Annotated in this window: 26 protein-coding genes; 4 read left to right on the top strand and 22 right to left on the bottom strand. The window is 49.2% G+C overall.

Annotated elements, in window-relative coordinates:
* Window positions 1–82 precede the first annotated feature (82 nt).
* Window positions 83–2,713, bottom strand: coding sequence for a cation-translocating P-type ATPase (locus BN3279_RS03150; protein WP_059049197.1), 2,631 nt, complete (start codon window positions 2,711–2,713; stop codon window positions 83–85).
* Between the two features lie 246 nt (window positions 2,714–2,959).
* On the opposite strand from BN3279_RS03150, the gene udk reads away from it, so the two are divergent.
* Complete coding sequence (gene udk / locus BN3279_RS03145) at window positions 2,960–3,583, top strand: uridine kinase (RefSeq protein ID WP_059049196.1); 624 nt, start codon at window positions 2,960–2,962, stop codon at window positions 3,581–3,583.
* A 94-nt stretch (window positions 3,584–3,677) separates the two neighbouring features.
* On the opposite strand, the gene BN3279_RS03140 is transcribed toward udk, so the two are convergent.
* Window positions 3,678–3,890, bottom strand: a complete 213-nt coding sequence (locus BN3279_RS03140) for a DUF378 domain-containing protein (RefSeq protein ID WP_059049195.1) — start codon at window positions 3,888–3,890, stop codon at window positions 3,678–3,680.
* A gap of 98 nt (window positions 3,891–3,988) precedes the next feature.
* Window positions 3,989–4,927: an aldo/keto reductase gene (locus BN3279_RS03135; protein ID WP_059049312.1), complete on the bottom strand. Its 939-nt coding sequence runs from the start codon at window positions 4,925–4,927 to the stop codon at window positions 3,989–3,991.
* Window positions 4,928–5,167: 240 nt separating this feature from the next.
* Here BN3279_RS03135 and BN3279_RS03130 point away from each other — a divergent pair, with 240 nt between their 5' ends.
* Window positions 5,168–5,551 carry a MerR family transcriptional regulator gene (locus tag BN3279_RS03130; RefSeq protein ID WP_059049194.1) on the top strand — a complete coding sequence of 128 codons (384 nt, stop codon included), beginning with the start codon at window positions 5,168–5,170 and terminating at the stop codon, window positions 5,549–5,551.
* 128 nt (window positions 5,552–5,679) lie between these two features.
* The gene (locus BN3279_RS03125) at window positions 5,680–6,219 is read left to right on the top strand and encodes a hypothetical protein (protein WP_059049193.1); all 540 of its coding nucleotides are present in this window, start codon (window positions 5,680–5,682) and stop codon (window positions 6,217–6,219) included.
* A 487-nt stretch (window positions 6,220–6,706) separates the two neighbouring features.
* Here the strand turns inward: BN3279_RS03125 and BN3279_RS03115 are convergent, their stop codons facing one another.
* The 16 genes from BN3279_RS03115 to BN3279_RS03045 form a co-directional block, all read right to left on the bottom strand.
* Window positions 6,707–7,687, bottom strand: coding sequence for an SPFH domain-containing protein (locus tag BN3279_RS03115; RefSeq protein WP_059049191.1), 981 nt, complete (start codon window positions 7,685–7,687; stop codon window positions 6,707–6,709).
* A gap of 18 nt (window positions 7,688–7,705) precedes the next feature.
* Entirely contained in the window at window positions 7,706–8,467 is a 762-nt protein-coding gene (locus BN3279_RS03110) for a TPM domain-containing protein (RefSeq protein ID WP_059049311.1), read from the bottom strand.
* 65 nt (window positions 8,468–8,532) lie between these two features.
* A complete protein-coding gene (locus BN3279_RS03105; RefSeq protein WP_059049190.1) occupies window positions 8,533–9,564 on the bottom strand; it encodes a TFIIB-type zinc ribbon-containing protein in 1,032 nt (343 codons plus the stop codon).
* A 56-nt stretch (window positions 9,565–9,620) separates the two neighbouring features.
* Window positions 9,621–10,355, bottom strand: a complete 735-nt coding sequence (locus tag BN3279_RS03100) for a PspA/IM30 family protein (RefSeq protein ID WP_059049189.1) — start codon at window positions 10,353–10,355, stop codon at window positions 9,621–9,623.
* A 32-nt stretch (window positions 10,356–10,387) separates the two neighbouring features.
* Window positions 10,388–10,528, bottom strand: a complete 141-nt coding sequence (locus BN3279_RS23680) for a hypothetical protein (RefSeq protein ID WP_157686435.1) — start codon at window positions 10,526–10,528, stop codon at window positions 10,388–10,390.
* Window positions 10,521–11,546 carry a VanZ family protein gene (locus BN3279_RS03095; RefSeq protein WP_059049188.1) on the bottom strand — a complete coding sequence of 342 codons (1,026 nt, stop codon included), beginning with the start codon at window positions 11,544–11,546 and terminating at the stop codon, window positions 10,521–10,523. The genes BN3279_RS23680 and BN3279_RS03095 overlap by 8 nt, the downstream gene beginning before the upstream one ends.
* 123 nt (window positions 11,547–11,669) lie before the next feature.
* Window positions 11,670–12,680 (bottom strand): PHP domain-containing protein, encoded by a 1,011-nt coding sequence (locus BN3279_RS03090; RefSeq protein WP_059049187.1) that lies wholly within the window; start codon window positions 12,678–12,680, stop codon window positions 11,670–11,672.
* Between the two features lie 16 nt (window positions 12,681–12,696).
* Complete coding sequence (locus BN3279_RS03085; RefSeq protein WP_059049186.1) at window positions 12,697–13,518, bottom strand: alkaline phosphatase family protein; 822 nt, start codon at window positions 13,516–13,518, stop codon at window positions 12,697–12,699.
* Between the two features lie 23 nt (window positions 13,519–13,541).
* On the bottom strand, window positions 13,542–14,327 hold the full coding sequence (locus BN3279_RS03080; protein WP_059049185.1) for a DeoR/GlpR family DNA-binding transcription regulator: 786 nt from the start codon (window positions 14,325–14,327) through the stop codon (window positions 13,542–13,544).
* A gap of 5 nt (window positions 14,328–14,332) precedes the next feature.
* Entirely contained in the window at window positions 14,333–15,376 is a 1,044-nt protein-coding gene (locus BN3279_RS03075; protein ID WP_059049184.1) for an ABC transporter ATP-binding protein, read from the bottom strand.
* Window positions 15,373–16,185, bottom strand: a complete 813-nt coding sequence (locus tag BN3279_RS03070; protein WP_059049183.1) for an ABC transporter permease — start codon at window positions 16,183–16,185, stop codon at window positions 15,373–15,375. Before BN3279_RS03070 ends, BN3279_RS03075 begins: the two co-directional genes overlap by 4 nt.
* Window positions 16,185–17,099, bottom strand: coding sequence for an ABC transporter permease (locus BN3279_RS03065; RefSeq protein WP_059049182.1), 915 nt, complete (start codon window positions 17,097–17,099; stop codon window positions 16,185–16,187). Before BN3279_RS03065 ends, BN3279_RS03070 begins: the two co-directional genes overlap by 1 nt.
* Before the next feature lie 83 nt (window positions 17,100–17,182).
* Window positions 17,183–18,307: an ABC transporter substrate-binding protein gene (locus BN3279_RS03060; RefSeq protein WP_059049181.1), complete on the bottom strand. Its 1,125-nt coding sequence runs from the start codon at window positions 18,305–18,307 to the stop codon at window positions 17,183–17,185.
* A gap of 275 nt (window positions 18,308–18,582) precedes the next feature.
* Window positions 18,583–20,571, bottom strand: coding sequence for a flavocytochrome c (locus BN3279_RS03055; protein ID WP_059049180.1), 1,989 nt, complete (start codon window positions 20,569–20,571; stop codon window positions 18,583–18,585).
* Between the two features lie 159 nt (window positions 20,572–20,730).
* Entirely contained in the window at window positions 20,731–21,003 is a 273-nt protein-coding gene (locus tag BN3279_RS03050; RefSeq protein WP_059049179.1) for a DUF6809 family protein, read from the bottom strand.
* Between the two features lie 202 nt (window positions 21,004–21,205).
* Window positions 21,206–22,924 (bottom strand): restriction endonuclease, encoded by a 1,719-nt coding sequence (locus tag BN3279_RS03045; RefSeq protein WP_059049178.1) that lies wholly within the window; start codon window positions 22,922–22,924, stop codon window positions 21,206–21,208.
* Window positions 22,925–23,448: 524 nt separating this feature from the next.
* On the opposite strand from BN3279_RS03045, the gene BN3279_RS03040 reads away from it, so the two are divergent.
* Window positions 23,449–24,030, top strand: a complete 582-nt coding sequence (locus BN3279_RS03040; protein WP_059049177.1) for a hypothetical protein — start codon at window positions 23,449–23,451, stop codon at window positions 24,028–24,030.
* Here BN3279_RS03040 and BN3279_RS03035 read toward each other — a convergent pair.
* Genes BN3279_RS03035 through BN3279_RS03025 form a run of 3 tightly spaced genes read right to left on the bottom strand, consistent with a single transcriptional unit; the run spans window position 23,999 to window position 26,000 of the window.
* Window positions 23,999–24,214, bottom strand: a complete 216-nt coding sequence (locus tag BN3279_RS03035) for a hypothetical protein (protein ID WP_059049176.1) — start codon at window positions 24,212–24,214, stop codon at window positions 23,999–24,001. The two genes, BN3279_RS03040 and BN3279_RS03035, sit on opposite strands and share 32 nt — an antisense overlap.
* Before the next feature lie 26 nt (window positions 24,215–24,240).
* Window positions 24,241–25,302 (bottom strand): sensor histidine kinase, encoded by a 1,062-nt coding sequence (locus BN3279_RS03030; protein WP_059049175.1) that lies wholly within the window; start codon window positions 25,300–25,302, stop codon window positions 24,241–24,243.
* A complete protein-coding gene (locus BN3279_RS03025; protein ID WP_148466802.1) occupies window positions 25,299–26,000 on the bottom strand; it encodes a response regulator transcription factor in 702 nt (233 codons plus the stop codon). The genes BN3279_RS03030 and BN3279_RS03025 overlap by 4 nt, the downstream gene beginning before the upstream one ends.
* Between the last annotated feature and the right edge of the window lie 58 nt (window positions 26,001–26,058).

Genomic DNA, 26,058 nt, shown 5'->3' with positions numbered 1-26,058 from the left:
ATGGAATAAACCGATTTAGAAAATAATAAAAAAGAAGCGCGCAGGCTTCTATACCTGCGCACTTGAATCCAGTTACCCATGATTAGGCTGACGCTCCTCTTCTCATCCGTACAAACACCTTGATGATTTCGTTAAGAATTAACGGAATCAAGGCAAGGACGAACACCAGGCCCCAGTCTGGCAGGCTCAGGTTCTGTACCTTGAAGGCGGCGGCCAGGAACGGGATGGAGATCGAGGCATATTGCAGCACCAGACCTGCGATAACCGCACCGACCAGCAGCTTGTTTGAGAACAGACCCACGGCGAAGATGGACTTCGTGGCGCTGCGTTTGGAGAACGAGTAGAACAACTGGGACGCAGCCAATACGACAAAGGCCATCGTCCGGGCGTAAGTCATAGCCTCTTCTGAGATATTCGGCGAGCGCAGGCCATATCCATGTTCAGCCAATCCGACATAGAAGGCGACCAGCGTTAGTGCCCCAATCAGCAACCCGCCCAGCACGGCTTGCAGCGCCGCACCTCCGGCGAAGAAGCTTTCCTTGGGATTTCGCGGCTTGCGCTTCATGACATCCTTCTCGCCGGGGTCAACGCCCAAGGCAATCGCCGGCAGCGTATCAGTCACCAGGTTGATCCAGAGAATCTGGGTAGCCAATAGTGGCAGCGGCCAGAAGAACAGAATGGAAGCCAGAATCGCGACAATCTCCCCAAAGTTACAAGCTAACAGGAAGGTAACCGTCTTGCGAATATTGGCGTAGATGTTCCGCCCTTCCCGGATCGCCTGGACAATCGTCGTGAAGTTATCATCCGTCAGAATCATGTCGCTGGCCCCCTTCGACACGTCCGTCCCGGTAATCCCCATCGCTACGCCAATATCGGCATTCTTGAGTGAAGGCGCGTCATTCACGCCGTCGCCAGTCATGGAGACAATGTTGCCTTGAGCCTTGAACGCCTTGACAATCTTCACCTTATGTTCAGGCGAGACGCGGGCGAATACGCGAATGTTGCGAATCTTCTCGGCAAAATCCTTGTCGGACAAAGTATCAATCTCTGCCCCGGTCATGCTCTGCTCCAGGGAATGAGCAATGTCCAGTTCCTTGGCGATAGCAACCGCCGTATTCCGGTGGTCCCCCGTAATCATGATTGGGGTAATACCAGCCATCTTCGCTTCCCGGATGGAATCCTTAACCTCAATCCGCGGCGGATCGATCATGCCGACAAAGCCCAGCACGGTCAAGTCCTGCTCCATGTCCTCTGGCGGCAGGATACGGTCCGTGTCCTTGTATGCCGCTCCCAAAACACGGAGGGCATCGTCCGACATGGCTTCAGCCGCCTGCAAATAGCGTTGCTTCAGTTCCTCGGTCAACGGCACCACCTCACCGTTCACCACGGCGGAACTGGAGATTTGCAGTAGTTGGTCGATAGCTCCCTTCGTATGTACACGGTACCCCTCACGGGTCTGGTTCACCGTGGACATTAGCTTGCGGTCAGAGTCGAAGGGCTTCTCCCCAACCCGCTTGTATTCGGCCTCCAGCGATCTTTTCAAGATATTATGCTGCTCCCCGTAGACGACAAGCGCAATCTCCGTCGGATCTCCCGTACCCTCCCCATTCTCATAGGTAGCATCGGAACAGAGCACGAAGGCCTTAATCATTTCAACGGGCACTTCATCTTCGAGCGGCTCAGCCGTAAAGTGCTTCACCACCGTCATCTTGTTCTGCGTCAGCGTTCCGGTCTTGTCGGAACAGATGATATTTACAGAACCCAAGGTCTCCACGGCCGGAAGCTTCTTCACGATTGCATTAATACGAGACATCCGGGTCACGCCCAAGGCCAGCACGATGGCCACGATGGCTGGCAGTCCTTCCGGAATAGCAGCTACCGCAAGGCTGATCGCCGTCAGGAACAGCTCGAACAAGTCGCGTCCTTGAAGCAAGCCGATCACGAAGATGACCACACAAATGCCGATGGCAATATATCCAAGCATTTTGCCCAGCTCTTCCAGCTTCTTCTGAAGCGGGGTCAACTCCTGGATATCTTCATCCAGAATTTTTGCGATTTTACCCATTTCCGTATCCATCGCCGTAGCCACAACGATACCTTCACCGCGTCCGTAGGTCACTAGTGTAGACATAAAGGCCATATTGCTAAGATCCCCAATTGGTGTCTTAGGGTCCTCATAAAGGTCCTCAGCTTGCTTATCCGAGGGAACGGACTCCCCGGTAAGCGCAGATTCCTCAATTTGCAGATTAGCGCTTTCCAGCAACCGCAAGTCCGCCGGAATATAGCGCCCGGCATCGAGAATGACAATATCTCCCGGCACGATGTCAATGGAATCAATCTCCCTCACTTCTCCATCACGCCGTACCAAGGATTTATTGGCCGTCATTTGCTGCAAGGCTTCAATCGCCTTCTCCGCTTTCCGCTCCTGAATAACCCCGATCGCCGCATTAAGGATAACAACGGCAAGAATGATAATGGCATCTACATATTCTCCGACAATCAGCGTGACGACGACTGCACCAAGCAGTACATAAATCAACATATCCTTAAGTTGAGCGAAGAAGAGCGCCCAGATACTAGGCTTGGGCTTGCCCTTCAATTGGTTGGGGCCGTATCGCTTCAGTCTCGCCTTCACCTCTTCAGAGGATAAGCCAGTTGCAGCATTTACCTTCTGTTCTTCCAGGACGGCTTCCCGGGTTTGGGTATACCACATGCGTTTAACACCTCTTCCTTCAAATTAGAGAAAGCCATACCAGTTTCGCTATTTGTATTGTAAACCTAATCGGGTGCAAATTAATCAGAAATACAGCCCCTCTTTTTTATACGAATAATTGTACAAAGGGTGTCCGCAATTTATAAATTTATGTTGCACCCCTCGCGCACAAGATGAAAAAAAACATCCCCTGTGCTACAATACTGAAATGTTAACGGGATCTTGTCTAGGAGGGTATCAATTTACATGTTAATTATAGGTATCGCTGGCGGCACCGGCTCAGGGAAGACCACCGTAGCCCGTTCGGTCATCAGCCAGCTCGCAACCGATAAAGTAACTTTTATTTCGCAGGATAATTATTATAAGGATCAGTCTCATCTGGTGATGAGCGAGCGGGAGAAGAACAATTACGACCATCCCTTCGCCTTCGACAATGAGTTGCTGGTGGAGCACCTCACCTTACTCAAGAACGGTGAAGACGCCTACGCTCCCGTCTACGACTTCCCGAACCATACCCGCTCCGACAGAACTATTAAGCTGCTTCCGAACCGTATTGTGATCGTGGAGGGGCTCTTCGTGTTGTACGACGAGAAGTTAAGAGAGCTGCTTGATATCAAGGTATTCGTCGATACGGATTCCGATGTGCGCATCCTACGTCGCGTCTTGCGGGATATGGAGGAACGCGGGCGCTCCATTCAATCCATCTATCAGCAGTATCTGGCCACCGTGAAGCCCATGCACGAAGCGTTCATCGAACCCTCCAAGAAATATGCCGATCTTATTATCCCTGAGGGTGGACATAATGAGGTGGGTATTCAAATGCTAACCATTCTGACCGAGAAGCATCTGACCGGCGGTATCAGTCTGTAACGCTATCCAAGCATAAGCTGGCAAGACAAAAGGGGCTCCCTCCAAGTAGATAACCTCTACCGGAAGGAGCCCCTTGCCAAGTCTACAGCTTGCCTTATCTAGCCACTTCGTCTTCGGTCACGTCACCAAAGAACTTGAACGCATAAATGGCGCAAATCCCTACAATGACGTAAATGATTCGGGCGAGGGTGGCATCTTGCCCCCCAAAAATACCGGCAACTAAATCATATTGGAACAGTCCCACCAGCAGCCAGTTCAATCCCCCTACAATCAGTAAAGCCAAAGCTACAATATTTAACGTCTTCATTCGTTATGCCAACTCCTCAATTGGAAATGTGGTTATTTATTAGTTAATTTCCCACATTAGCCGAGGTTTATGCATATGCAGCAATAAATTGTGATGACTTAGTATCTCTCTCCTTGCACTGCGCCTTCGGGCATCTTCGCTTCAATCCGCTGTAAGTCCTCTGGCGTCAACTTAACTTGAACCGCACCAGCGTTCTCTTCCAAATGAGAAATGTGCTTCGTTCCGGGAATAGGCAATGCGCCTTGTGCTATGGTCCAAGCAATCGCTAACTGAGAAGGCGTGCAGTTCTTCTGCGCAGCAATCTCTTGCACCGTGTCAACCAGCTCCAAATTTTTGTGGAAGTTATCTCCTTGGAAGCGAGGCAGTACACGACGATAATCATTAGCCTCAAAATCCTCGAAGGAACGTACGGTTCCGGACAGAAAGCCTCTGCTCAACGGACTGTAGGCAACAAAGGTAATTCCCAATTCATTCACAGTAGGCAAAATATCGGCCTCGACTTCCCTGCTCCACAATGAGTATTCGGTCTGCAAGGCTGTAATGGGGTGTACGGCATGCGCCCGGCGAATAAGCTCCGCCGATGCTTCAGACAGACCGATATAACGTACTTTCCCGGCCTTTACCAATTCAGACATCGCTCCAACCGTCTCCTCAATAGGGACCTGTGGATCAATACGATGGTAATAATATAGGTCTATATAGTCCACGCCAAGGCGGGCCAGGCTCTTATCAATAGCAGACTTGACATATTCCGGACGGCCATTAACGCCTTGAAAGTTGGGGCCAACTGCGAATTTGGAAGCCAGTACGGCCTGCTCGCGGCGACCCTTCAATGCTCTGCCCAGCAACTCTTCATTATGTCCATTGCCATAACAATCGGCCGTATCCAGCATGGTAATGCCCAACTCCAGAGCGCGATGAATAGTGTGCTCTGATGTTCTGTCATCTGCCTTGCCATAAAGCTCGGACATGCCCATCAGTCCAAGTCCAATGACAGAAGCCTCCAAGTTACTGTGCCCTAATGTTCTCGTATTCATTTCCATCCATCCCCTCATGCATGATATTCGATCTCACTTAGCATAAAATATGAAGTTAACTTTAAGTCAACACTCTTTTTTAAAAAGCTTATTCATAGCATCAAACCTATGCTTTGAAGAAAAACAAAGGATATACTTGACATACAGCGATTAATGATAGATCTTTTCTAAGTATAAAAGAAAATACAGGAGTGATTTTAATTAAAGTTAACTTTAACAAATAGCAAGGAGTGAAGAAGGATGATGACCATCAAGGAAGTCACAGAGATTACTGGACTAGCTGCATCTACGCTTCGTTATTATGAGAAGGAGGGGCTGCTTCCACACGTGAAAAGGGATGGAGGTGGCAAACGGCTTTATGATGAGGAGGATTTGAGCTGGGTGCAGTTCGTTACTGCGCTTCGGGCTACTGGCATGCCGGTGGTACAGATTCAGAAGTATGTGTATTTGTACAAAGAAGGTGATGATACCATTGCTGAACGCAAGAGCATGATGCTGGAGCACAAGAAAGATATTGAGCGAAGCATGAAGGAGTTGTACTTAAATCTAGATAAAATTAACTACAAGCTGGCCTTGTACGAGGTCATGGAGACACAAATTCATCGCCAGGAACTCAAATTCTAAGGAACCAGGAATATCTTCCCCAACCGGTGAACAAGCACAGGCATTTCACAGGCGGCTACGTACAATATAATCAGGTATGTAGGTTAGTAGGTAAGTTTGTGAAAATCCACAAATGAGGTGATTCCTATATGGCAAATTCGGCTAAAATCCGCCAACGTGCCATGCAATACAAAGATCAGCCGGTCTGTATCACATTGCATAACGGGCAAACTTATGTAGGATGGATTAGTGGATTTGATGAGAACGGGGTGACCTTCTCCGGCAAGCCAAAAACAAAGAAATCTCACAAAAAAACAGCCAAACAATCCTCATCTCGTCGCAAAAAAGCCCAGGTCAGAGCCTTGTCCCCGTCTTTCAACGGCATCTCAGCCCCTCCTTGGGATGGGACGACAGGTTCATCACGGCCGATGTCCCCGGAGGGTCCCTCCCCCGCCACCTTTAGCAGTCCCTACATGGGTATGGGATGGAACGGTGGAGGTTATGGTTACGGAAGTGGTGGAGCAGGGAACCCGGTTAGCCTGTCCCCTATCACTGGAGCTCCTGCACGACCACGTATGAGGGAATTTATTGACACCGCCCGGAAGTACATGCCGGTCATGAAGCTAGGCTATAATGCCATCCGATCTATCATCCCGTTCTTCAACGGAATTAAGGCCCTTATGGTCTGAATCAATGTCACTACAACTGTTCTACTCACGCACTCTAAGAAGCCCGGCGAGCAATATGAAACCTGCGACCGGACCAGTATAGAAGACACACCATTGCTTCCGATTCTATACCGAGTCCGGGGCAGCTCACCGCGCCCTAGTGCTGGCTACCTCTGTCGGTTCCTATTGAACCGAACATACACCAGAATCGCCGCGATAATCATCGCCAAGAAGCCGACATTAGTCGCCGGTTCTTTAGCCATCCCTAACAACATACACAGGTTGGTTACCAGGTTATTAGTTAAGATGGCTATCAAAATCAAAAAAATCGGCCGCCAAAAATTAAATCTCATTTCGCCACGCCACTCCCCGATCTGGTAGAATCGCTTGCTTGTTATGCGCTTTCTTTAGTACGACTTATATAGCATCATAGCATAAATCAGGCTCCTGATCGAAGCCTGACGATCTGGGTGAGCTTACGCTGCAACCTGAGTCTGCTTGCCTTGCTCTAGGCCAGCTTCTGCCCACAATTGGAACAGAAATTCGCCCCTTCATTCTTCGCTCCGCAATTTGGGCAGAAGTTCGGCTTCTTGGCACCGCCCCCACTGTTCCCGCCGCCGGATACAGGCGCAGACGAGGACTGTCCCTCTTCCATATTCTTCATCATTTCCTTGGCGATGTTCATCCCCATCATCATGCCCGCCATATCAGAGGCAGCACCGGCGCCTTGCACCTTCCCGGAAGCCATGCCGTCGGTCATACTGACCTGCTGGTATTTGGACAAGTTACCGATCATCTCATGGGAAGCGGTCTTGTTGATCATGTCCTGAATTTCCTTCGGATAATTGAAGCTCATCACCTGGAAGCCCGTAATCGCCAGGCCGTCATCCATTACCTGCATATCCAAATCTTCACGGATACCTCTGGCGATCTCCGCACTGTTGGCTTGCAGATTGAACATATCCTTACCTTCCCGGCTAATCCACTTCATCAGCAATTGATCCAGCACAGACGTAATCCGAATCTTCACGTCATCCACCAGATAACTTTGCTTAATTCCCGCCACCTTATCGATCAACGTCACATAATCGTTCACCTTGAAGTTGAACGTTCCGTTCGCGCGAATCGGCATGCCCCCAGGCAATTGCGGCGTTGGAATCAGCACCGGATTCTGGGTTCCCCAACGGACGGTAAATTCCTTCGTGTTGACGAACAGAACTTCCACTCGCATCCCGCTGTTAAAGCCGAACTTGAAGCCCTTCAGTGTCGACAGGAACGGCACAATTTCAGATTCGACGTTAAACTCGCCATCATCCTTGAAGATCCCCTCAATCTTGCCATTGTTGATGAAGATCGCATCCTGGCCCGCGCGAATAATCAGCTTACTGCCCTTCTTGATCTCGCGATTGTTCCATTTCCAGAAGATCATATCGTCCCGGAATTCTTCCCATTCGACTACGTTGGCAAACTGGTTTTTAAAAAAGCTCATGTTACCCACACCCTTCTGTTAAAATGACCCCCGGCTGCCGCTATGTGAATGCCCGCCTCCGGTTCTTCCGCCGCCGCCCCCACCGGAGCCGCCGCTGCTGCTCTTCTGAATTTTCGTCTTCGTGACCGTCGTCCGCAAATATTGATCCTGACGGCCCAATATCCCCGACTTGCCCCGATCCTCGTACGTCGCCCCACTGACCGTCACCCGTCCACCGGAGCGGTATGCCATAGCCCCCACGGCGACCGCGCCAATGACCAGGGCTGCGCCTAGCTGGAACCAACCATTAAACAGGATATTATCCGGATTAACGCCCGGCTTGAATCCCATATAGCGATGTGCGGTCAAAATATATTCCTCAAACGCCTGTCTATAATCCCCCGACGACAGCATTGGGGTGATGTGATTACGGATTTTGTCCAGCCGACCATCATCCAAATAATCCTCTGCCTTATAAAACCCCGCCAGGTAAATGTCCCGATTCATCATATCCAGCGTCAGCATAACCGTGTTTCCGTGGGCTTTATCATACCCCGGTGCCCGCTCGTCATAGAAATCCTCGGTCAGCTTCACCACATCTTCGCCCTCAGGGTTATTCGTGGTGTATACAATAATGTCCGTCTCCCGCTCGGCTCCATAGCTGCGGGCCATCTGTGTCAACGCAGCAACATCCGCTTCGCTAAGCAGTCCGGCCTCATCGTAAATGAGCGGATTGTCTGTACCTCCAGCGGCCTCGGCCGTCCCCGCTAATAAGGTGAATCCGCCGCTTAAGCTAACCATAAGCAGCAAGATCGCTGTAATGACTCCCAGGTGCTTATTCCAACCTGCACGATAGTTCCTTACGATCACAGGAATCCACCTCCCATCGCCCAAGAAGCAATTTTAAGCGACAAGAGCGATACGCCTGCAATACCAGCGAACCAGGCAGCCATTTTCCCCTTGCTTAATGGCGGCTTGCCGACAACCTTGCCCGTCTGCCCGTTCATGGCGAAGGTATACTCCGAGCGGTTAAAATCATAGGTGAACATCCACACCGGAAGCAGTACATAATCATTGCGGTTCATATCGGTATCAATTCGCTTATCCGTGAAGCTTACGCTGGCATACCCCGATACGGTGGATGACAAAAAGGATTCGATATAAGGCCTAACCTTGTCCTTGACCCGAGGGAGCAATTGCTCCCCGGTATAGCTATATTTTTCCGCAATATATCCGGCAAGATACGGGGTTCTGAATTCTTTGAGCTTATCGTAGGGAAAGGGCTCCAGTCGATCCATCAGCTTGTCATTCATCTTCTCGGAGGCATCGATGGGCACCCGCACGTAATCTACGTTAAGCTTCCGGTAAATGGCGAAGTGGTCCGTTTCCGTATAACGGTAATCACCCCGGGTGTAGCTTCTCACCTTGGTTGCATGACCTTGAGCTTCGACACGGTTATGCAGGTCGTATAGCCAGAACGGGACATAAATACCCGTAATACCCTTAATGCGATTCGCCGCCATGAAAGCCCGTGGTGTCAATAGGCCTCTTTTACACCACTTCCTGAACGCTTCCTTAGCTTCTTCCTTACTGATTGCAAAAGGAATAACCTGCACGGGAGCAAGCCTTCCGCTCAAGCGGTCGCTCAATACCACGGCTGCTCCACAGAAGCTGCAGTTAGTCGCGCTCGTCTCCGGGTCGGTCACGATGACCGCCCCGCAGCTCTCACAATGATATTCCTTAACCTCGTTGTCGGCATAGACCTGCTGCTTGAGCGGATCAGGGATTTGCTCGATATTATCCTGCCGTCCGCAGCTTGGACAGCTTAGCTTGCCCGACACGCTATCAAATCGCATGCCGCTACCGCAATTGGGGCATTTGTACTCGATGACCGGCATTTACTCACCTCAATCTATAAGTGCTTGGTTCAAAAAGTCGAGCTTACAGGTAATTCTTAGGATTCCTTATTCAATTTACCCTTCATGGCCGCAAGCTCTTCCTCAGGGGAGACAGGTCCTGACTCTGATTGCCCTGAGGCCTGATTACCATCCTCTGAAGCAACCTGAGCTTCTTTCGCCGCCTGGGTATCCCGCTCTAGCTGAGCCATCAGCTCATCCAGATCATCCTTGCGGCTGCCTCCCCGCAGCTCGGCGAGAGCCAACGCTTCGTTCAGCGCGAGGTCGGCCTTCTCCTCCAGCTCCCGGAAGGCAGATCGTTCACTGGTAGCCGCGTTTCTACGTTGCTGTGCTTCGGCCTCCGCCAGCTTGCCCTTGAGCGTGGCCCGCCTTGCTTCAAGCTCATTCACGTCAGCCGTAAGCTTCTCTTGCATCTGCGCAAGCTTGGCGGTCTGGCCCGCCGCCTCTTCGTAAGCGGCTTGTCGCTTCTTGCGTTCCTCCGCCTGAGTAGCTTTGCGCTGCAAGAACTTCAGCGCTCCCTCATCATCACCGGACTCTGCCGCCTTCTCCGCGTAACGTTGCAGCTTCCTGATCTCGGCATCGCATTCCTCCAGCGCCCGCCTTGCCCGGCCCTCAGCGGCCAGAAGTGAGGCCGATTCGGCCCGTATCTGACCCAAATCTAGCTGAATTTGCTTCATATATTGATCTACCGCTGCCGCCGGTTCCTTGGCTCCCTCCAGCATGGCTCCGATATTGGCTCGCATAACATCCCGAAACCTCGATAAGATTCCCACGTCCGTTCCTCCTTCGATGGTTGTGTATTTACTTAATAATACATGACAATGAACCAATTGGTTTCATCACCGTACAAAAAGAAGGTCATAAATACAAAAAAAGCGTCCTCCATCCCGCCATATGCGGTACGAACAGACGCTTGTCCAGCTTCCTGCACTCCCAGATTATTCAATAATGCTAATCAGCAGTGCCCCCGCTGCACCGGGACGTTCATCTGAGTACCATGCGCTCACCGTAGGGGGATGAACCATGCTTTCTCCTTGCTCCACGCCCTCTTGCTCAAGCCACTGCTTAACTTGCGACCAGTTAACCTCTTCATAACGGCTAACTACCTGCTTGCCTTCCTCGTGGATGTAGCGAACAAAAATTTTTGTCTGCCCATCCACGGTCAGGGTAACTTCCTTGGGCTCCGTCTCCAGCTTCGTTTCTGTCTCCGACTTAAGTTCTTCCTTCGCCGTCTCTCTAGACATTACCACGTAAGAAGGATTGATCCGCACGGTGACGGCTTCCTCTTCGACAGCCGTTAAATCCCCCAATAGATCACGTGATGATTCCTCCCAGCCGGACATGACTTCCTTATTCTCATCTGCATACACGACCTTGGCATCCACAAAAGGGAGCAGGCTTGCATCGTAGGCGGTTATAGAGGCAATCCCTCCAGCCCCTACCAGGAGGTAAATTCCCGTAAGCATCATCACCAGCTTCCTTGGCGTACGAGCTCGGTTCTCCACCCAGAGATAAGCGCCGATCCCCAGCACCCCGCCCGTAACGTTCAAGAGAACATCATCGATATCGCTGCTGCCGAGGGCAAATACGTATTGACTGACCTCAAAGAGCAAGGAGATTCCCAGCACGACAGCAATTTGTCCCCAGAACAACCAACGTCTGGCTACGAAGGCCACAAATAACCCCATGGGAATAAATATCAAAATGTTGCCCCCGATATTTTCCATTAATCGCCCCGGGTCCCCTTGAACCAGAAATTGCCCAATCGTACGAAATGGAATCAGATTCACGCTTCTTAACGTACTAAGCCGTTCATAAAACAATGAATCCAGGGGCATCGTCTTAAACAAAACGACCTGTCCCATTAACATCACATATACGCCAAACAGCAGGTACAGCAGCCCATACCAGCCCCGGCTGACTTGTCTTCCATTTCTACTGTAGTCCGACTTCCGCATTAACATCGCACCAACCTCCTGGCCTTGAACACTCACTTCAAGAGCAACTCGCCCTATAAATTAATCATTTAAAAAAAGGACGGATGGAGGTGGGCATTTGTTACCACGTGCTATCCGGCTTTCAGCGACCTAAGGAGCAATGGCCACCATTTGCCGTTCCCGGTTCCTGAATATCGCAAGCTCTGTGTAGCCCTGCTCCACGGCATCGGCCAAAGCGCCATCCAGCAGCATTCCGATATCGTCGGGAAAATGGGCGTCTGAAGACAAAGTTAAAGGCACACCATATTCAGCCAGCACGGAGAGGAACAACGGACTTGGACAACTCTCAGCGACAGGGTAGCGATAAGCCAGGCCTGTATTAATCTCCGTAATCACCCCGCTATGAGTCATCTTCTCCGCAGTCTGTCTGTACAAGGGTAGCAACTCCCGTTCATTCTGAGGACGAAAGCCAAATAACTTCAAATTGTCCGGGTGCGCAATAATCTGGAATAGCCCCGATTCGCAAGCTTGCCCGAGAAGGTCATAGTAAGCGGCATAGGTGGCTACAATGTCCCGTCCTTCAAAGCCCTCCTTCGCTTCGGGATTATCAAACCCCCAGCCCTCCAGGAAGTGAACCGAGCCAATGACGTAATCCCATGGATGCTGAGCTAGCAACTCACCAAGTTCTGCCTCTCCACCAGGGAAGAAGTCCGCTTCCACCCCTAGCGCCAGATCGGGCCGGGTCTTCTTCGCTTCCGTAATGAAATCGGCAAATTCTGAAAGTGAGGTGACGCATACCTGGTCTAGCCAGGTACGTTGCAGCTTGCCCACCGGACTATCGTCCAGTAGCATATGCTTCTCGTAATATGGGCGGCATTCACGGAAACGGTATAGGTGATCTACAACGCCAAACTCTTTGATTCCCCGGCTGCGGCCCGTCGTCAGATATCGGTCCAGCCATTCTTCACTGTAGCACCCTTGCTGCATCCGCCCGGATAAAAGCCCGGACAATTGCTCTGCAAAGGCAAGCGTGTGGTCCTTATCCTTTTCCGAAGCGTTAGAATAGGTGGGCTCCGTCGCAGAGAGCGCCTGCATGGTGCGCATGAGCCAACGCAACGAGTACGGCCCTTCCTCTAGATGAAAATGCATATCAACCTTCAACGGCAAGTCCTCCTGTCTATGTCCAGTTCACCATTGCCTTAGATGTCTCGATCCCCAAGTAATGACAAATCAGCGGTGCAAAATAAAGTTGTGATATCCCCGGCTCGCGCTCCAATGCGGAAGAGGAAAACGGCAATTCGCCGAAGACGTACAGCGGAACTTGTCGTTCCTCCGGTTCCGTGCCGCCATGTTGTCCCTCTCCGTTCATGCCGTGATCTGAGGTCACGATGACCTGATACCCTTGCGATCTCCATAACGGCACCAGAGAGGCCAGCAAGCCATCCGCCATCCGCACCGCTCCCGCATATTCCTTGCTCTCCCCTCCGTGCTTATGGCCCATATCGTCAATATTCATCGAATGGATATAAAGGAAGTTTGGATTATAGGTCGTACGCAAGTGTTCGGCATCCAAAAATAAATGACTATCCGGGTAATGATCCTCAAAGTAGAACATGCCATGCTGAATCGGCCGGCTCTCATCGTGTTGGTGACGGTCCTCTATCAAGTTAAAGGGAGCGCGGTTATATAGCTCGCTTACCCAATGATAGGCTGCTGCTGCCGTTCTCAGGCCTGCCTTGGTAGCCAGATGGAACACACTCTCCTCCCAGCTTAGACGCACAATATGATTAGCGGTGATGCCATTTCGTGCGACTGGCGTTCCGGTGAGCAGCACCTCGTAGAGCGGACGAGATAAGCTAGGAAGCTGAGACTCCACGCGGTAGCAAGACACCTCTCCTTGTTCAACTAAATGCTCCATATAGCCCAAATATTTGCGGGCCGCATCATATCTAAGTCCATCCAACACAACGACAATCAGCTTAGCTTCGGTCGACGACATCTATGATTCCTCCCTTTATCCTCTTATTTAGCTTCAATCCATTGAATATGCTGGCTGCGGAGGGGCTGTACCCATTCCTTCGGAACGGCCGTATTGCTGACAATTACGTGCAATTTATCAAGCGGAGCGATCTCCACGAAGGCTTCCTTGCCCAGCTTCGATTCGTCCGCCAACACGATGGTTCGGGAAGCCGCCTCGATCATTCTTCGCGACATTCCCGTCTCATTGATATCATAGTCACTGATGCCACGCTCCGGAGAAATACCTCCCACGGAGATGAACGCCTTATCTACGCGGAATTGCGACAGCATGCTCTCTCCCATGGGTCCGGACATCGATTGCTGCTCCGGGTTCAACTCTCCGCCAACTACGACAATCTTCCCGGAAAATCTTCCGCTGTTCAGCGACTCCATCAGATGATAGGCAACGGCCAGCGAATTCGTCAGGATTGTCAGCCGTTCCCGGCCAGCAATGGCCTTGGCCATCTCCAGCGTGGTGGTGCCAATATCCACGGCAATCGTGTCTCCCGATTCGACCAATTCCGCAGCCGCCCGGCCAATGCACTCCTTCTCCTCCGTCTGCACCTGCTGCCGCTGTAGATAGGGCGGCTCATAGCTGGTCAGCTTGGTGAGTACCGCACCCCCGTATACCCTCTTGGCCAGCCCATCCTTCTCCAGTAATACCAAATCGCGGCGAACCGTCTCTTCTGACACCGTAAATAGCTGGGATAAGTCAGGGACCTTCACTTGCCCCTCCAGCTTCAACTGTTCCATAATGACGCGCTTACGTTCCTCTGATGAAATTGACAACTTGCCTAAGCCCCTTCCTTCTCCAAATGCAGCAATTGCGTAGCATCCAACACCAGCTTCACCGGGTGGTTCTCCTCCATTCGCAAGGACCGCCCATCATTAAGTTGATCAACGGTCAGCCGAAGGCCTGCCGTATCCACGGCATAACGAATGACATTGCCCAGGATCGATGCAGAATGTACGGTCCCCTGCACGATTTGCTTGCCTGATTCTAACCCCGTACCTTCTCGCTCCTGATCCAGAAGAGCCAAGGCTTCCGGACGTATGGCAAAGCTCTCCGCCTCGCCCTTCACCGTTCCGAATAAACGCAGCGCCTCGGCCCGGGACAACACATTGTAGCTCCCCATGAACCGGGCCACGAACTCCGTTCTTGGAGCAGAATATAGTTCCTCGGGTGCTCCTTGCTGCACAATGTTGCCTTGATTCATGAGACATACCCGATCCGATAAGGTTAATGCTTCCTCCTGATCATGAGTGACGAAGATCGTCGTCATATTAAACTTCTTCTGAATTTCCCGAATTTCGCTCCTTAGATTTTTGCGAATTTTGGCATCCAGCGCACTAAGCGGCTCGTCTAACAGAAGCACCTTAGGCCGCACAGCTAATGATCGGGCCAAGGCGACACGTTGCTGCTGGCCGCCTGACAACTGCTGCGGATAGGCATCGCGCTTGTCCACAAGATCAATTAGCTCGAGCAGTTCCGTCGAACGCTGCCGACGAGCCTCCTTCGATGCCTTGCGCATTCGCATCCCGTACTCAATATTCTCGCTGACCGTCAGATTGGGGAATAAAGCATAGGATTGGAATACCATGCCGATCTCCCGACTACGGGGCGGCAGCTCTGCAATGGACTGGTTATCCAGCCAGATATGTCCCCCGTCCATCTCCGTTAAGCCGGCGATACAGCGAAGCAACGTGCTTTTACCGCATCCGGAGGGGCCTAACAACGTGACCAGTTCCCCCTCACGAATCTCCAGGTTCACTTGATTGAGCACGGTATTCGCTCCAAATTGCTTGCGAATCCCTTCCAGCCTCAAATATGGCTTCATTTGGACATCCCCTTGTTTACTTTTTTGCCAAGCTGCATCAACACCATAGACAACACCAGAATGAACAAGAAATAAGAGATAGCTATCGCGCTGGCCAAGTGTCCACTCTCGTTCATTCTGCGCATCAGGTACACCTGAATCGTCTGAATATGTCCCCCGACCAGCATATTGGTCAGCACGAATTCACCAAACAATACGGAGAAGGACAGCAGAGTAGAAGTCATGACTCCGGGCCAAATATTCGGCAGAATCACCGTGATGAAGGCCTTCATCCGGCTTGCTCCAAGCATTTCCGCAGCCCCGAGCAGTTCCACAGCGGATACAGTCAGCAGACTATTGCGAATCCCCTGATACATGTAAGGCAGAATAATGACGAAGTAGGCTCCGATCAAAATAAAGGCGGTTCCGGAAATATTGATTGGTCCAGATGAATAGGCACGAATGAGTCCAACGGCAGCGACTACGCCGGGCACCGCATAGGGCAGCACCACAACCCCCTTCATAAAGCTCTCCAGACCCGGAAGATACACCGTAATAATGAATACCGCGGGCAGCATGACCACAAGACTTAGCGCTACACTGATCAGGCATAAATAAAGGGACTTCCATAAGGCGTCCATAAATCGGACGTCCGTGAACATTTCGCCGAACCATTCCAGCGTCCAGCGCTCGGGCAGAATCGTGGCTTGCCAGTCCTTGGCAAAGGCGTAGATGAAGGTGGCCAGCAAAGGAAGGAACAAGTAGACGAGCAGCACTACCATCAAGGTGCGATGTCCCCAGCCCGCTCGACGCTCTCCGGATGCCTGCATTATAATTCCTCCTTCAGTCTGGACGTTTTGAGCTTGAAGTTTTTGCGACGAACGGACGCTTTGCGATCTGCGCTTCCTGGCTGAAACCGCTGCGCCCGCTGGATCATTTTGTGATTTAGATAAACGGCCAGCAGGGTGGATAGAGCCAAAATTACCGCGAGTACATTGCCAAGTTGCGGCTCGCTCACTACATCACCCGAAACGAGGTTGCCGATCCGCACGGCGAGCAGATTGAAGTTGCTCCCCACCAAGGCATACGCCGTGGCATATGCCCCCATACTGTTGGCGAACAAAATACCCAGTGTACCAAACACAGCAGGAAGTAGCACCGGAATACCGATGGTTCTCCAGAATTGCCATGTCCCTGCCCCTAACAATGAGGCGGCCTCCTTCCACTGCTCACGAATGCCGTAAAAGGAAGGATACAGCAGAAGTAAGGCGAGGGGGACCTGAAAGTAGACATAGACGAGTACCAGGCCCGACCAGCTATACAGATCAAACCCGGCAAAAACATCCCACCCCCACTGCCTGAACAGCAGGGTGAATACTCCATTGCTGCCCAGCAGGATAATATAAGCGAAGGCCAGCGGCACACCCGCAAAGTTGGAGGTCATATTGGACAGCATGATCAAGCGATCCCGCATTTTGGGCGAGAAGCGTGTGATAGAATAAGCAAACACCAGCCCCGCTACCACTCCGATTACACTGGAAAATATCGAAATTAACAGGCTATTCTTGATTGCCTTGAGGTAATACTCGCTTTGAAAGACACGAATATAATATTCAAATGTGAGGCCCGATCCGGAGCTGACACTCCCAGTTACCATGGAGACGATGGGAACCAGTTGGAACAAGGCCACCATTGCTACAAAGGGCAATAACCCCAACCAGAACCAGCGATTTTTACGCTTCACCTTTCCCACTCCTCTGCTTCGAAAAGAAGGTGCGCCATTCGCCTTGGACGATCTGACGCACCGCTTAAGTTCCTACCGTATAGTTAGTTCATGTGTACGAGTACGCGCTCTTGCCACAACTGAGGCAGCTTCTTCGCGGCTTCTTCCCAGGCCTGATAGTCGCCTACAGGCTTCACGCTTGTGTAGGCTTCGGCAGGCAACAGCTTGGCGGCTACATCTTCGGGAAGCTTAACGCTATCGCGAATAGGTCTGGCATAGCCCTTGGCCAGATTAATCTGACCCTCATCACTCAGGATGTACTCCCGAGCCAGCTTCGCTGCATGAGGATGAGGCGCATATTTATTAATAATGGTGGCGTATCCGCTCACGACGCTGCCTTCTTCTGGAATGGCTACATTAAATTTATCCGGTCCCAGTTGGTCCTTGAAGTTGAGCGCGTTGAAATCCCACAATAAAGTGACCTCGACTTCACCCTTCTCCATATTTGCTAGCGAAGCTTCTGCGTTCGACAGACGACCTTGCTTAGCCAATTCTTCAAAGTAGGCAATCCCCGGCTCCAGGTTGGTCTCATCTCCGCCAAAGGCTATAGCTGCCGCAAGCACGGCCATTTGGGCCTGAGCTGCCTTAGTCACGTCGCCAACGATAATTTTATAGTCGCCGTTCTTCATGTCTTCCCAGCTTTGCGGTGGGGACTTCACCAGGTCTGTATTCGTGAAAATAGAAATGGAACCTTGATAGCCGACAATCCAGTGCCCATCCGCGTCCTTGGCCCAATCAGGGATCTCGTCCCAATAGGAGGTCTTATAGGGTTGCGTTACGCCCCGATCCACCGCTACCGGACCGAAGGCAATTCCTACGTCGCCAATGTCGGCTGTCGGTTTGTTCTTCTCCGCTTCAAACTTATTAATCTCGTCCGCGCTCGACATATCCGTGTCCGAGTGCTCCAAGCCATACTTGCTCTTCAGGTCCTCCCAGGTGTCCTTCCAGTTCGCCCATGTATCCGGCATCCCTACACTAACGACAGAACCTTCTTCCTTAGCCTTAGCCTCCAATTCAGCCAGCGTTAATTCCTCTGCCGGGGCACCAGCGTTGCCGTCCGCGCTTGCAGCCGGCGTATTGCCCGATGCGTCTCCACAAGCTACCAATGCCAACATAAACAAACACAGAACAAGGCCAAGCGCCAACGTTTTCTTTACTCCATATTTCATGTTCTCTCGCACTCCCTGTGGATTATTGTGGGTTCGTTGTGTATTTATGTTGTTTTCAACCCAAGTAGAGTATAGATTTTGACTATTTACGCTAGATTAAGAGAGTTGCCTAGATTTATTAAATCCGCAAGGAGTCGTCGTTAAGAAGCTTTATAATTCGTGTTAGACAAAAAAAATCCCCCGTCCCTCTCCGCATCAGAGCGGTAGAGGAACGGGGAATTCGTATTGCAGGGATTACTTATTCAATTGCTGTTGCACGATATGAGACTACGAAATTAGTTGCTTGCTGCGCTCGCACCAGCAATCCGTCCGAAGGTGAAAATATCGGTGATGGCGTTACCGCCCAGACGGTTACCTGCATGGACGCCGCCTGCCACTTCGCCCGCTGCGAACAAGCCTTCAATAGCGTTGCCTTCTGCGGTCAATACTTCAGCCTTCTCGTTGATCTCCAGACCACCCATCGTGTGATGCACGGATGGAGTTCTTGGCGTTGCGAAGAATGGAGCTGTCTCCAGCTTTTGTCCAAAGTTCTTCTTGCCAAACTCTGGGTCCAGTTGATTCTCTACATAAGTGTTATATTTCTTCATTTCTTCTACGAAGGTATCTACTGGAACGCCCATTTGCTTGGCCAGATCTTCCAGTGTATCTGCTACGAAGATATTCTTATTCTTGATCAGGTCCTGATAGTTATCGCCCCATCCGGATTTTCCGTTCAAGTCAGGATTACCGAGCGAGGTGTTATCACTAATAATATAGAACATCTTATCCGTTTGTTCCAAAGCTGCGGCAGCCAGTACGTCACGTTCAGCGTACTCGTTCACATACCGTTTACCTTCTTTGTTTACGAAGATTTGCGTCTCTGCACTGCCCCATACACCGCCAGACAACGCGCCAGTTCCCGGTTGACCACTTGGCATCAATTGAATGAAGCCCATGCCCCACAGGTTCGCTCCTACTTCCTTACCCATCTTAATACCGTCGCCAGTCGCATTGGCGGTATTGGTGGTCATGATGTTGGCATCCAGGTCAGGCCAGTAGTTGTTGTATTCTACAACCATGTCCGGATTGGCGCCAAAGCCGCCGGTTGCCATAACTACACCCTTGGATGCGTTCAAGGTCACTGGAGTACCGTCTGCTTGCTCAGCAGTTACGCCCACGATACGGCCGCCATCTACAATCAGTTGGGTCGCTTTCGTATTCAGCATGATTTCTGCGCCAAGCTCGGTTGCCTTTTTCTCCATGTTGTTGATATAGCCTGTGCCAAGCGGCTCAGCGTTATGATGCGTTCTAGGCCACAAAGCGCCAAGCACCGTACCGATGCCATCTTCAAATTGTACGCCATTGCTCTCCAGCCATTCGATGGTACCATAGCTGTTAGAAGTCAGTGTTTTTACCAATTCAAATTTACCGGTAATTTCTTTACCATCCAGGTCCGTTCTCTTCCCGCCGATATAAGTATGAATCATGTGCAATTCAGGGGAATCGAACAATTTCGTTGTATCGCCATTCGCCAAATATTCCTTGATTTGTGCCTTCACCGTCTTAAGCGTGTCAGCGTAATCTCCAAATTCTTTCTCGTCGTAAGTCAAAATTTCTTTCAGTTCGTTAGTCAGTGCCTGTGTCATTTCAATCTTTGGCTGTCTGACGGGATCATAGGAGTTGAACTCCCCGCCCGCACGAAGTGTGTTCCCACCCAGGGATGGGGATTTCTCGATCAGAATAACCTTGGCACCGTTCTCGGCAGCGGATACCGCAGCGGCAAGACCTGCTCCGCCCCCGCCGACAACCACTACTTCAGTATCCTTCGTAATGGCTTCCTTCGCTGCTGCCTTCAGCGGCTCTTTGTTCTTCAACGCATCAACGTCCGCTCCGGCCTTGGCCAAAGCGTCCGCAATGGCATCAATCAGACCATTACTGGATACGGATGCCCCGGATACCACGTCAACCTTCAAGCTTTGTCCTTCGACAACCTTCTCGGGAATCGTAGTAAATACCGCATCGCTGACACCCTCGGTATCCTTCTGCTCCAATACCTTCACAGATTGAATCGTATTCTCGTCAACCGTGACCTCTACTTTAATTACGCTGTGCAAGCCTTGGGCTTCCCCGGTGTAAGTCCCTGGTGTGTACAGGCCTTGGGTAGCTGCCCCATCCGGTGCGGCTTCGTTGTTGTTGCCGCTGCAACCGATTAACCCCATCATCAAGATAAATACCAGTGCTACCAGAAAACCTGTTCTTGCGTACCTGCTACTTAGATGTCTCATGTACTCTGCTCCTCTTCAGTAATTGTGTTTTTTTTCACAATATAAGTGAAAAAATTCACGAATTATGCCGAAACAAATTCGCTTATCGTAGCTATTATACGCGTGCCCGTATGCGCTTTCCCGTGCTTTTTCTCACAAACTCAGGTTGCGGGAGCGCGTTCAGAGATAATTTTTATGGAGAACCTCAATCATCAGCCCGGCTCCTAACCGGAATCCTTGCGTAAACGACTCAGCCACTTCTATCCCTTGCACCTGCTGCTGCAAGTCAATCAACGCCTCCAACTCGGCGAATTCAGCGCTGCTTAACTTCTCTTTCCATGCGATCATCGCACTCGACAGTTCTCGGGTTAGCTCACGATATTGCGGGTCTTTCGGGACGAACTGTTCCTGCGGAAGCAGATTCCCGTGGTAGAGGGATTCGAGAAGGGACATGGGTGGGGTCTCCTTTTTTTATCTATAGAATAGCAGAATAGGGAGTGGAGGGTGGTACGTGAAGGCGTATTCAATCCCTAACTAAATAAAAGATCTCTTTTCTATCCCGCCCTTTAATAATAAGCAAGTGCTGTTACAGTTTTCCCCTTGTTGCTTTTGTAGGTTGTTCTATCATAAATGAAAAGGGCCCCTTAGGACCCTTTCACTTTTCAGCTAAGATTTTTTTAGCTTCTCTTAAATCAATTCTTGCATGGTGGCCGTGCTTTTCCAATAGATGAAGTAAGTTAGAACCGTTAAGTAAAGTTAAGGGCTTAGCTTTAGCAAATTCATATGCATCAGGTCCATAGTCAGCAGTAGAAACAAGAATTCCTTTGGTCGCACCCTCATTGACTACCGAACCGTACAGGTCTCTAACGGCAGAGACGCTCACTGTATTTGTATACCTCTTAGCTTGTATAATTATTTTCCCTCCCCGAATTGGATCAGGATCAAAGGCAATCGCATCGACTCCACCATCTCGACTTGCTTGAGTTACCTTAACTTCACCACCATTAGTCTGAAATTCTTTCTCAAACAATTCACGAATAAGGTGTTCAAATTCTTCCCAATCCATTGCAGCAAGGTTAGTTGTATTATCAAGAGAGCCAACAACAGTATGACTCTCAACAAATCTTTTATCATCTCTACTAATTTGCAATATAGGTTGAATCGGGGTTAATGTACTTAATTTACTACTAGCTACACCTTTGAGATTTTTAAAACATATTTTAGGGTCAACATTTGATAAATCTATTTCATTAAATTCAATTTTATTTGTCTGAATGCTGAGGATACAGTTATTCTCTTCTTTACCTGTTGCTTTATTTATTGATTCAACCCAACCATTAAAGGAAACAGCATCAATGGCATTAGCCACGTCTGATTCAAAGATTTCATGTATCGTTCGCAAGGAAATTTTATACATAGATTCATCAAACATTTTTAATTTTTGACTATCAGAGATATAAAATTCTTTTAATTCTTTTTTCGAAGTCATATACTTAACTTCTTTTAGAGTTGGAAAGCACTCTATGGAGGGCAATTGATATTCTATAATTAAAATTTTGTTCTCTGGATTATATTCCAATTCATAATTTTTTGGAAAATCCCCTGGATACATTGAGTTATCAAGTACCATATCGCAATATTCAACAATAGAATCCGTATGAAGGTTAAAATACATTTGTTTCAACTCATCAATTTTTTTATTATATTCATCTTGTTCATTAATAAATGTATTTCTGTCATTCTCCCAATCTTGAACCTCCACCTCCCATTGTTTCAATTTCTCCTCATATTCACGTTCTACCAAGCTATTATGATCCTCTATTAATTGTTTTTCTTCTTCCCATTCTAGAATCATAGCAGCATTAATGGCATTATAATGAGCTACCTTTTGTTGTTTTCTAGATTTAAAAACCTTATCTATTATTGTAAATTTTGGTTTTTCTTCTTCTGGTGAATTGGGATATTCTTTCTTCTCTCCGTGAATCGGCTTAATTGGTGAACTCTTGGGGAAAGTATCCTTCTTCTTCAAAGTATCCCAATCTACAACATCATTAGTTGTTAGAGTATGTATTAATAAATTTTCAATATCTTGCAACTCCATATCGGCTTCTTCTGTTCTTCTATTCGCTTCTTCAATACTAGCTTCTACCTCTTCAGCGGCTTGACGCTTCTGAACAAAGACTTCCCATTTGTCTTGCCATTTCCTCATTTGCATGTCAATTTTGCTTTGAAGTATATCCTCATCAGGTGCTGAAATTAATTTATGGTCATGTAAACCATTATGTGCAATCTCTATGGTGTATTTTAAAATACGAGTTCCTGCAGAATTCCAAATAGCTTGAACATTACCAAAAGTAACATTCCTATCCCACATATTTGTCTCCTCCAATCAAGTATCCAGCATAAAGCAAGTCCTATATGCTATATTTTATTCAATTAAATGTAGTTCATTCCTCCTATATTCTTTGATATATATTCAATTTTCTTCTATTTCAAACAAATTTCGAAGATATAAGCTATTTTTCTATAAAATCCGGAACTTGCACCAAATTGCACACCCTTTTGAAAGATATTTATATTATGAAAAATTAAATTTTAGTTGAGGTATATTCTAATAATCGAAATAAACGATCTATATAGTCCTTTTCAACCCCATGACTAAAATCATATTAGTTCTTAAAGGATTGTTTTCGACGAATTTCAGGAAAATCCTCCCTAATCTGCACAACTGAAGTAAAATGCTAAGTCATTTAATTTATATTCTTATCAGTGGCGCTAATACAGCTCTTAACTTTGAACTAACGACAAAAATATAATCTTTAAATCTATATATATCGTTTTTAATGTACAATTAATCCATATCTAGTATTCTATTTTAAAACCCGGAGTTGATCTTCCATGATACGATCTCAAAAAAATCGCTATCTACTTCCAGGCTTGGGAATGCTGTTAATTGCTCTACTTATCGTACTTGTTCCGTTCTTGCAAAGGGACTCGTATAGCAAGATTTCTGATCTTCATATTCAGCAGCTCAGCGAACTTGAGGTTCTAGAGGTATTGGATTATAAAATTAACAACGAGATGGACAAACCTATTGCTTATATCTTCTACAAACGGGGTGTGAAGGTCGGAGCATATTGGCTAAGAATCAAGAATGATGAAATGGAGTATGGCGCTGATCTGATGCAGAACGAGAACAAGGAGAAATCCGTTCAGGTCTTTGGAGTTCGGACAGGCTTCCCATATCTGATGATTCAGATCCATGATAAGCAACTACTCCAAGAGGGGAAGTACATCTATGCTACCTTCAATCAGAAGACATGGTATCGGCTGGACATCGAGGAGGGAAAACGAGCCTATACCTTGGCTGGCAACTATGATGAAGGAGCCGAGGGCAACTCCTTCGTCCTTATTTACAATCAGGAGCAACAAATCATCTACGAATGGCCTACTCCTCCTCCAACCTCTCCACGGCCGTGAAAAAAACATCCAGCAGCTCCGTGCCGAACTGAGCACGTACATATTCAGCAATTGCGTCCAATTGGTCAAGGTGCTGGTACTCCAGGCAAGGGCGCCCTTCGCTCCATAGAACCCGACAGGCGAAGTCCTCCAGCACGCGCTCAAGAATATAGTCCATATCTACTGCCTTTTGGGGAATGGTCATGCTCAATAATGCCTCCTGTCTGTATACTAGGGCTGAATTTCTATAATCGGTAAGGTAAAACAAAACGTAGCACCACCACCCGGTGTATCCTCAGCCGTAATCTCACCACCGTGATTTCGAATGATTTTGCGACAAATTGCCAGGCCTAGTCCGGCTCCGCCGTAGGCGCGGGAACGAGATTTCTCCGCGCGGTAGAACTGATCAAAGATGTAAGGCATGTCCTCCGACGAGATTCCTGGCCCGTTATCAGCTACCTTCACCCGCAAATATTGAGAATTTGCTGTGGCCTGCACAGCGATTACTCCTCCTTGCTCACGCAACACGCTTCTGGCATTACTGATCAAGTTATCGAACACCTGGGCAAGCCCTTGTTCATCGGCAAGCAGTGAGACCGCAGGAAAGGGCCTTTCCACCTGTAGTCTCACGGGCTGATCAGCCAACTCAAGCATGATCGGCTGAATGATTGAATCCAGCAGATGCTGCGAATCCCAGGTGCGCAAATCAGCGTCCAGCGGCTTGAGATCCAGTTGGGTATAGTGGAAGAGACTGTCGATCAAGCGGTCCAGACTTTCCGTTTTATTCTTAATCACCGCAATGTAGCGGTCGAATTTGGCTTGATCATGAACGACGCCATCCTGCAAGCCCTCTACATAGCCACGAATGGAGGACAGCGGCGTACGTAGATCATGAGAAATACTGGCCATCAGTTCCTTACGAGAACGCTCAAGCAGTGCCTGCTTCTCCAGAGAAGCCTTTAATTGTGTACTCATCGCGTTGAAGGCTACGCATAAATCTCCCATTTCATCACGTTTGCTATAGTGAAGAGCAGCGTCAAAATTCCCCTTGATGATCTGCCCTGTGGCATGATTAAGCTCCCGCAACGGGGTTAAGATGCGAACGACCAGAAATCGCCCTACTAAGAGAGCACATAAGACAAAGGGGACGAACATCGCCAGAATAAGCGAGAGAACAGGGCCGGAAGATATCCCCTCGGGACTACTCACCCCTGCCAGAAGCACAACTCCTGCAGGAACAAGCAGCATGGCAGAGAACCCGGCCATCACACCTCCTAGCAATCCGATTCTCATCCTTCACTACCTCCAAACTTATAGCCAACGCCCCACACGGTTTTGATATACCTTGGGGAAGCTGGAATGTCCTCTATCTTCTCCCGAATTCGCTTGATATGAATAGTTACCGTATTCAAATCGCCATATTCGGTAACGCCCCAGACCTGATCGTAAATTTGCTGACGCGTCAAGACCTGATTGGGATGACGGGCAAGCAGCCGCAAGACCTCGAACTCCTTGGTCGTCAACTCCACTTCCTCTCCCCTTAATGTTACGGCATAAGCCTTTGGATAAATATTCAACGGGGGAAAGGACATCACATCCTCCTTCTGTTCCCGGACAGAAAGAAGATTGACCCGCCTTAATTGAGCCTTCACCCGAGCCACAACCTCTCCGGGGCTGAACGGCTTCACAACGTAATCATCCGCACCCAGGCCCAGACCCAGAATCTTGTCCCCCTCAGACTTCTTGGCACTTAGCATAATGATAGGGACTGAGGACTCAGAGCGAAGAATTCTGCACACTTCCATACCATCAAGGCCTGGTAACATCAGGTCAAGAATGACCAGCTGCGGCTGATATTCCCGGAACAACTCAAGGCAAGACAGGCCGTCGTGGCTCATCCTCACCTCGTAGTGTTCCCTTTCCAGATAATCCTGCAAAAGTTCGGCAATTTCCGGCTCATCATCTACTACCATAATCCGAATGTTCTTCAATTCCAAACTCCTTTCAACTCATTCCCTCCGTCACCGTTGACCTCAGCGACTCTCCGTG

The organism is Paenibacillus senegalimassiliensis (assembly GCF_001486585.1).
In the GTDB taxonomy this organism is placed as follows: Bacteria; Bacillota; Bacilli; order Paenibacillales; family Paenibacillaceae; genus Fontibacillus; species Fontibacillus senegalimassiliensis.
The sequence above is the reverse complement of the archived record's forward strand: the minus strand, read 5'-3'. Positions and strand labels throughout refer to the sequence as shown.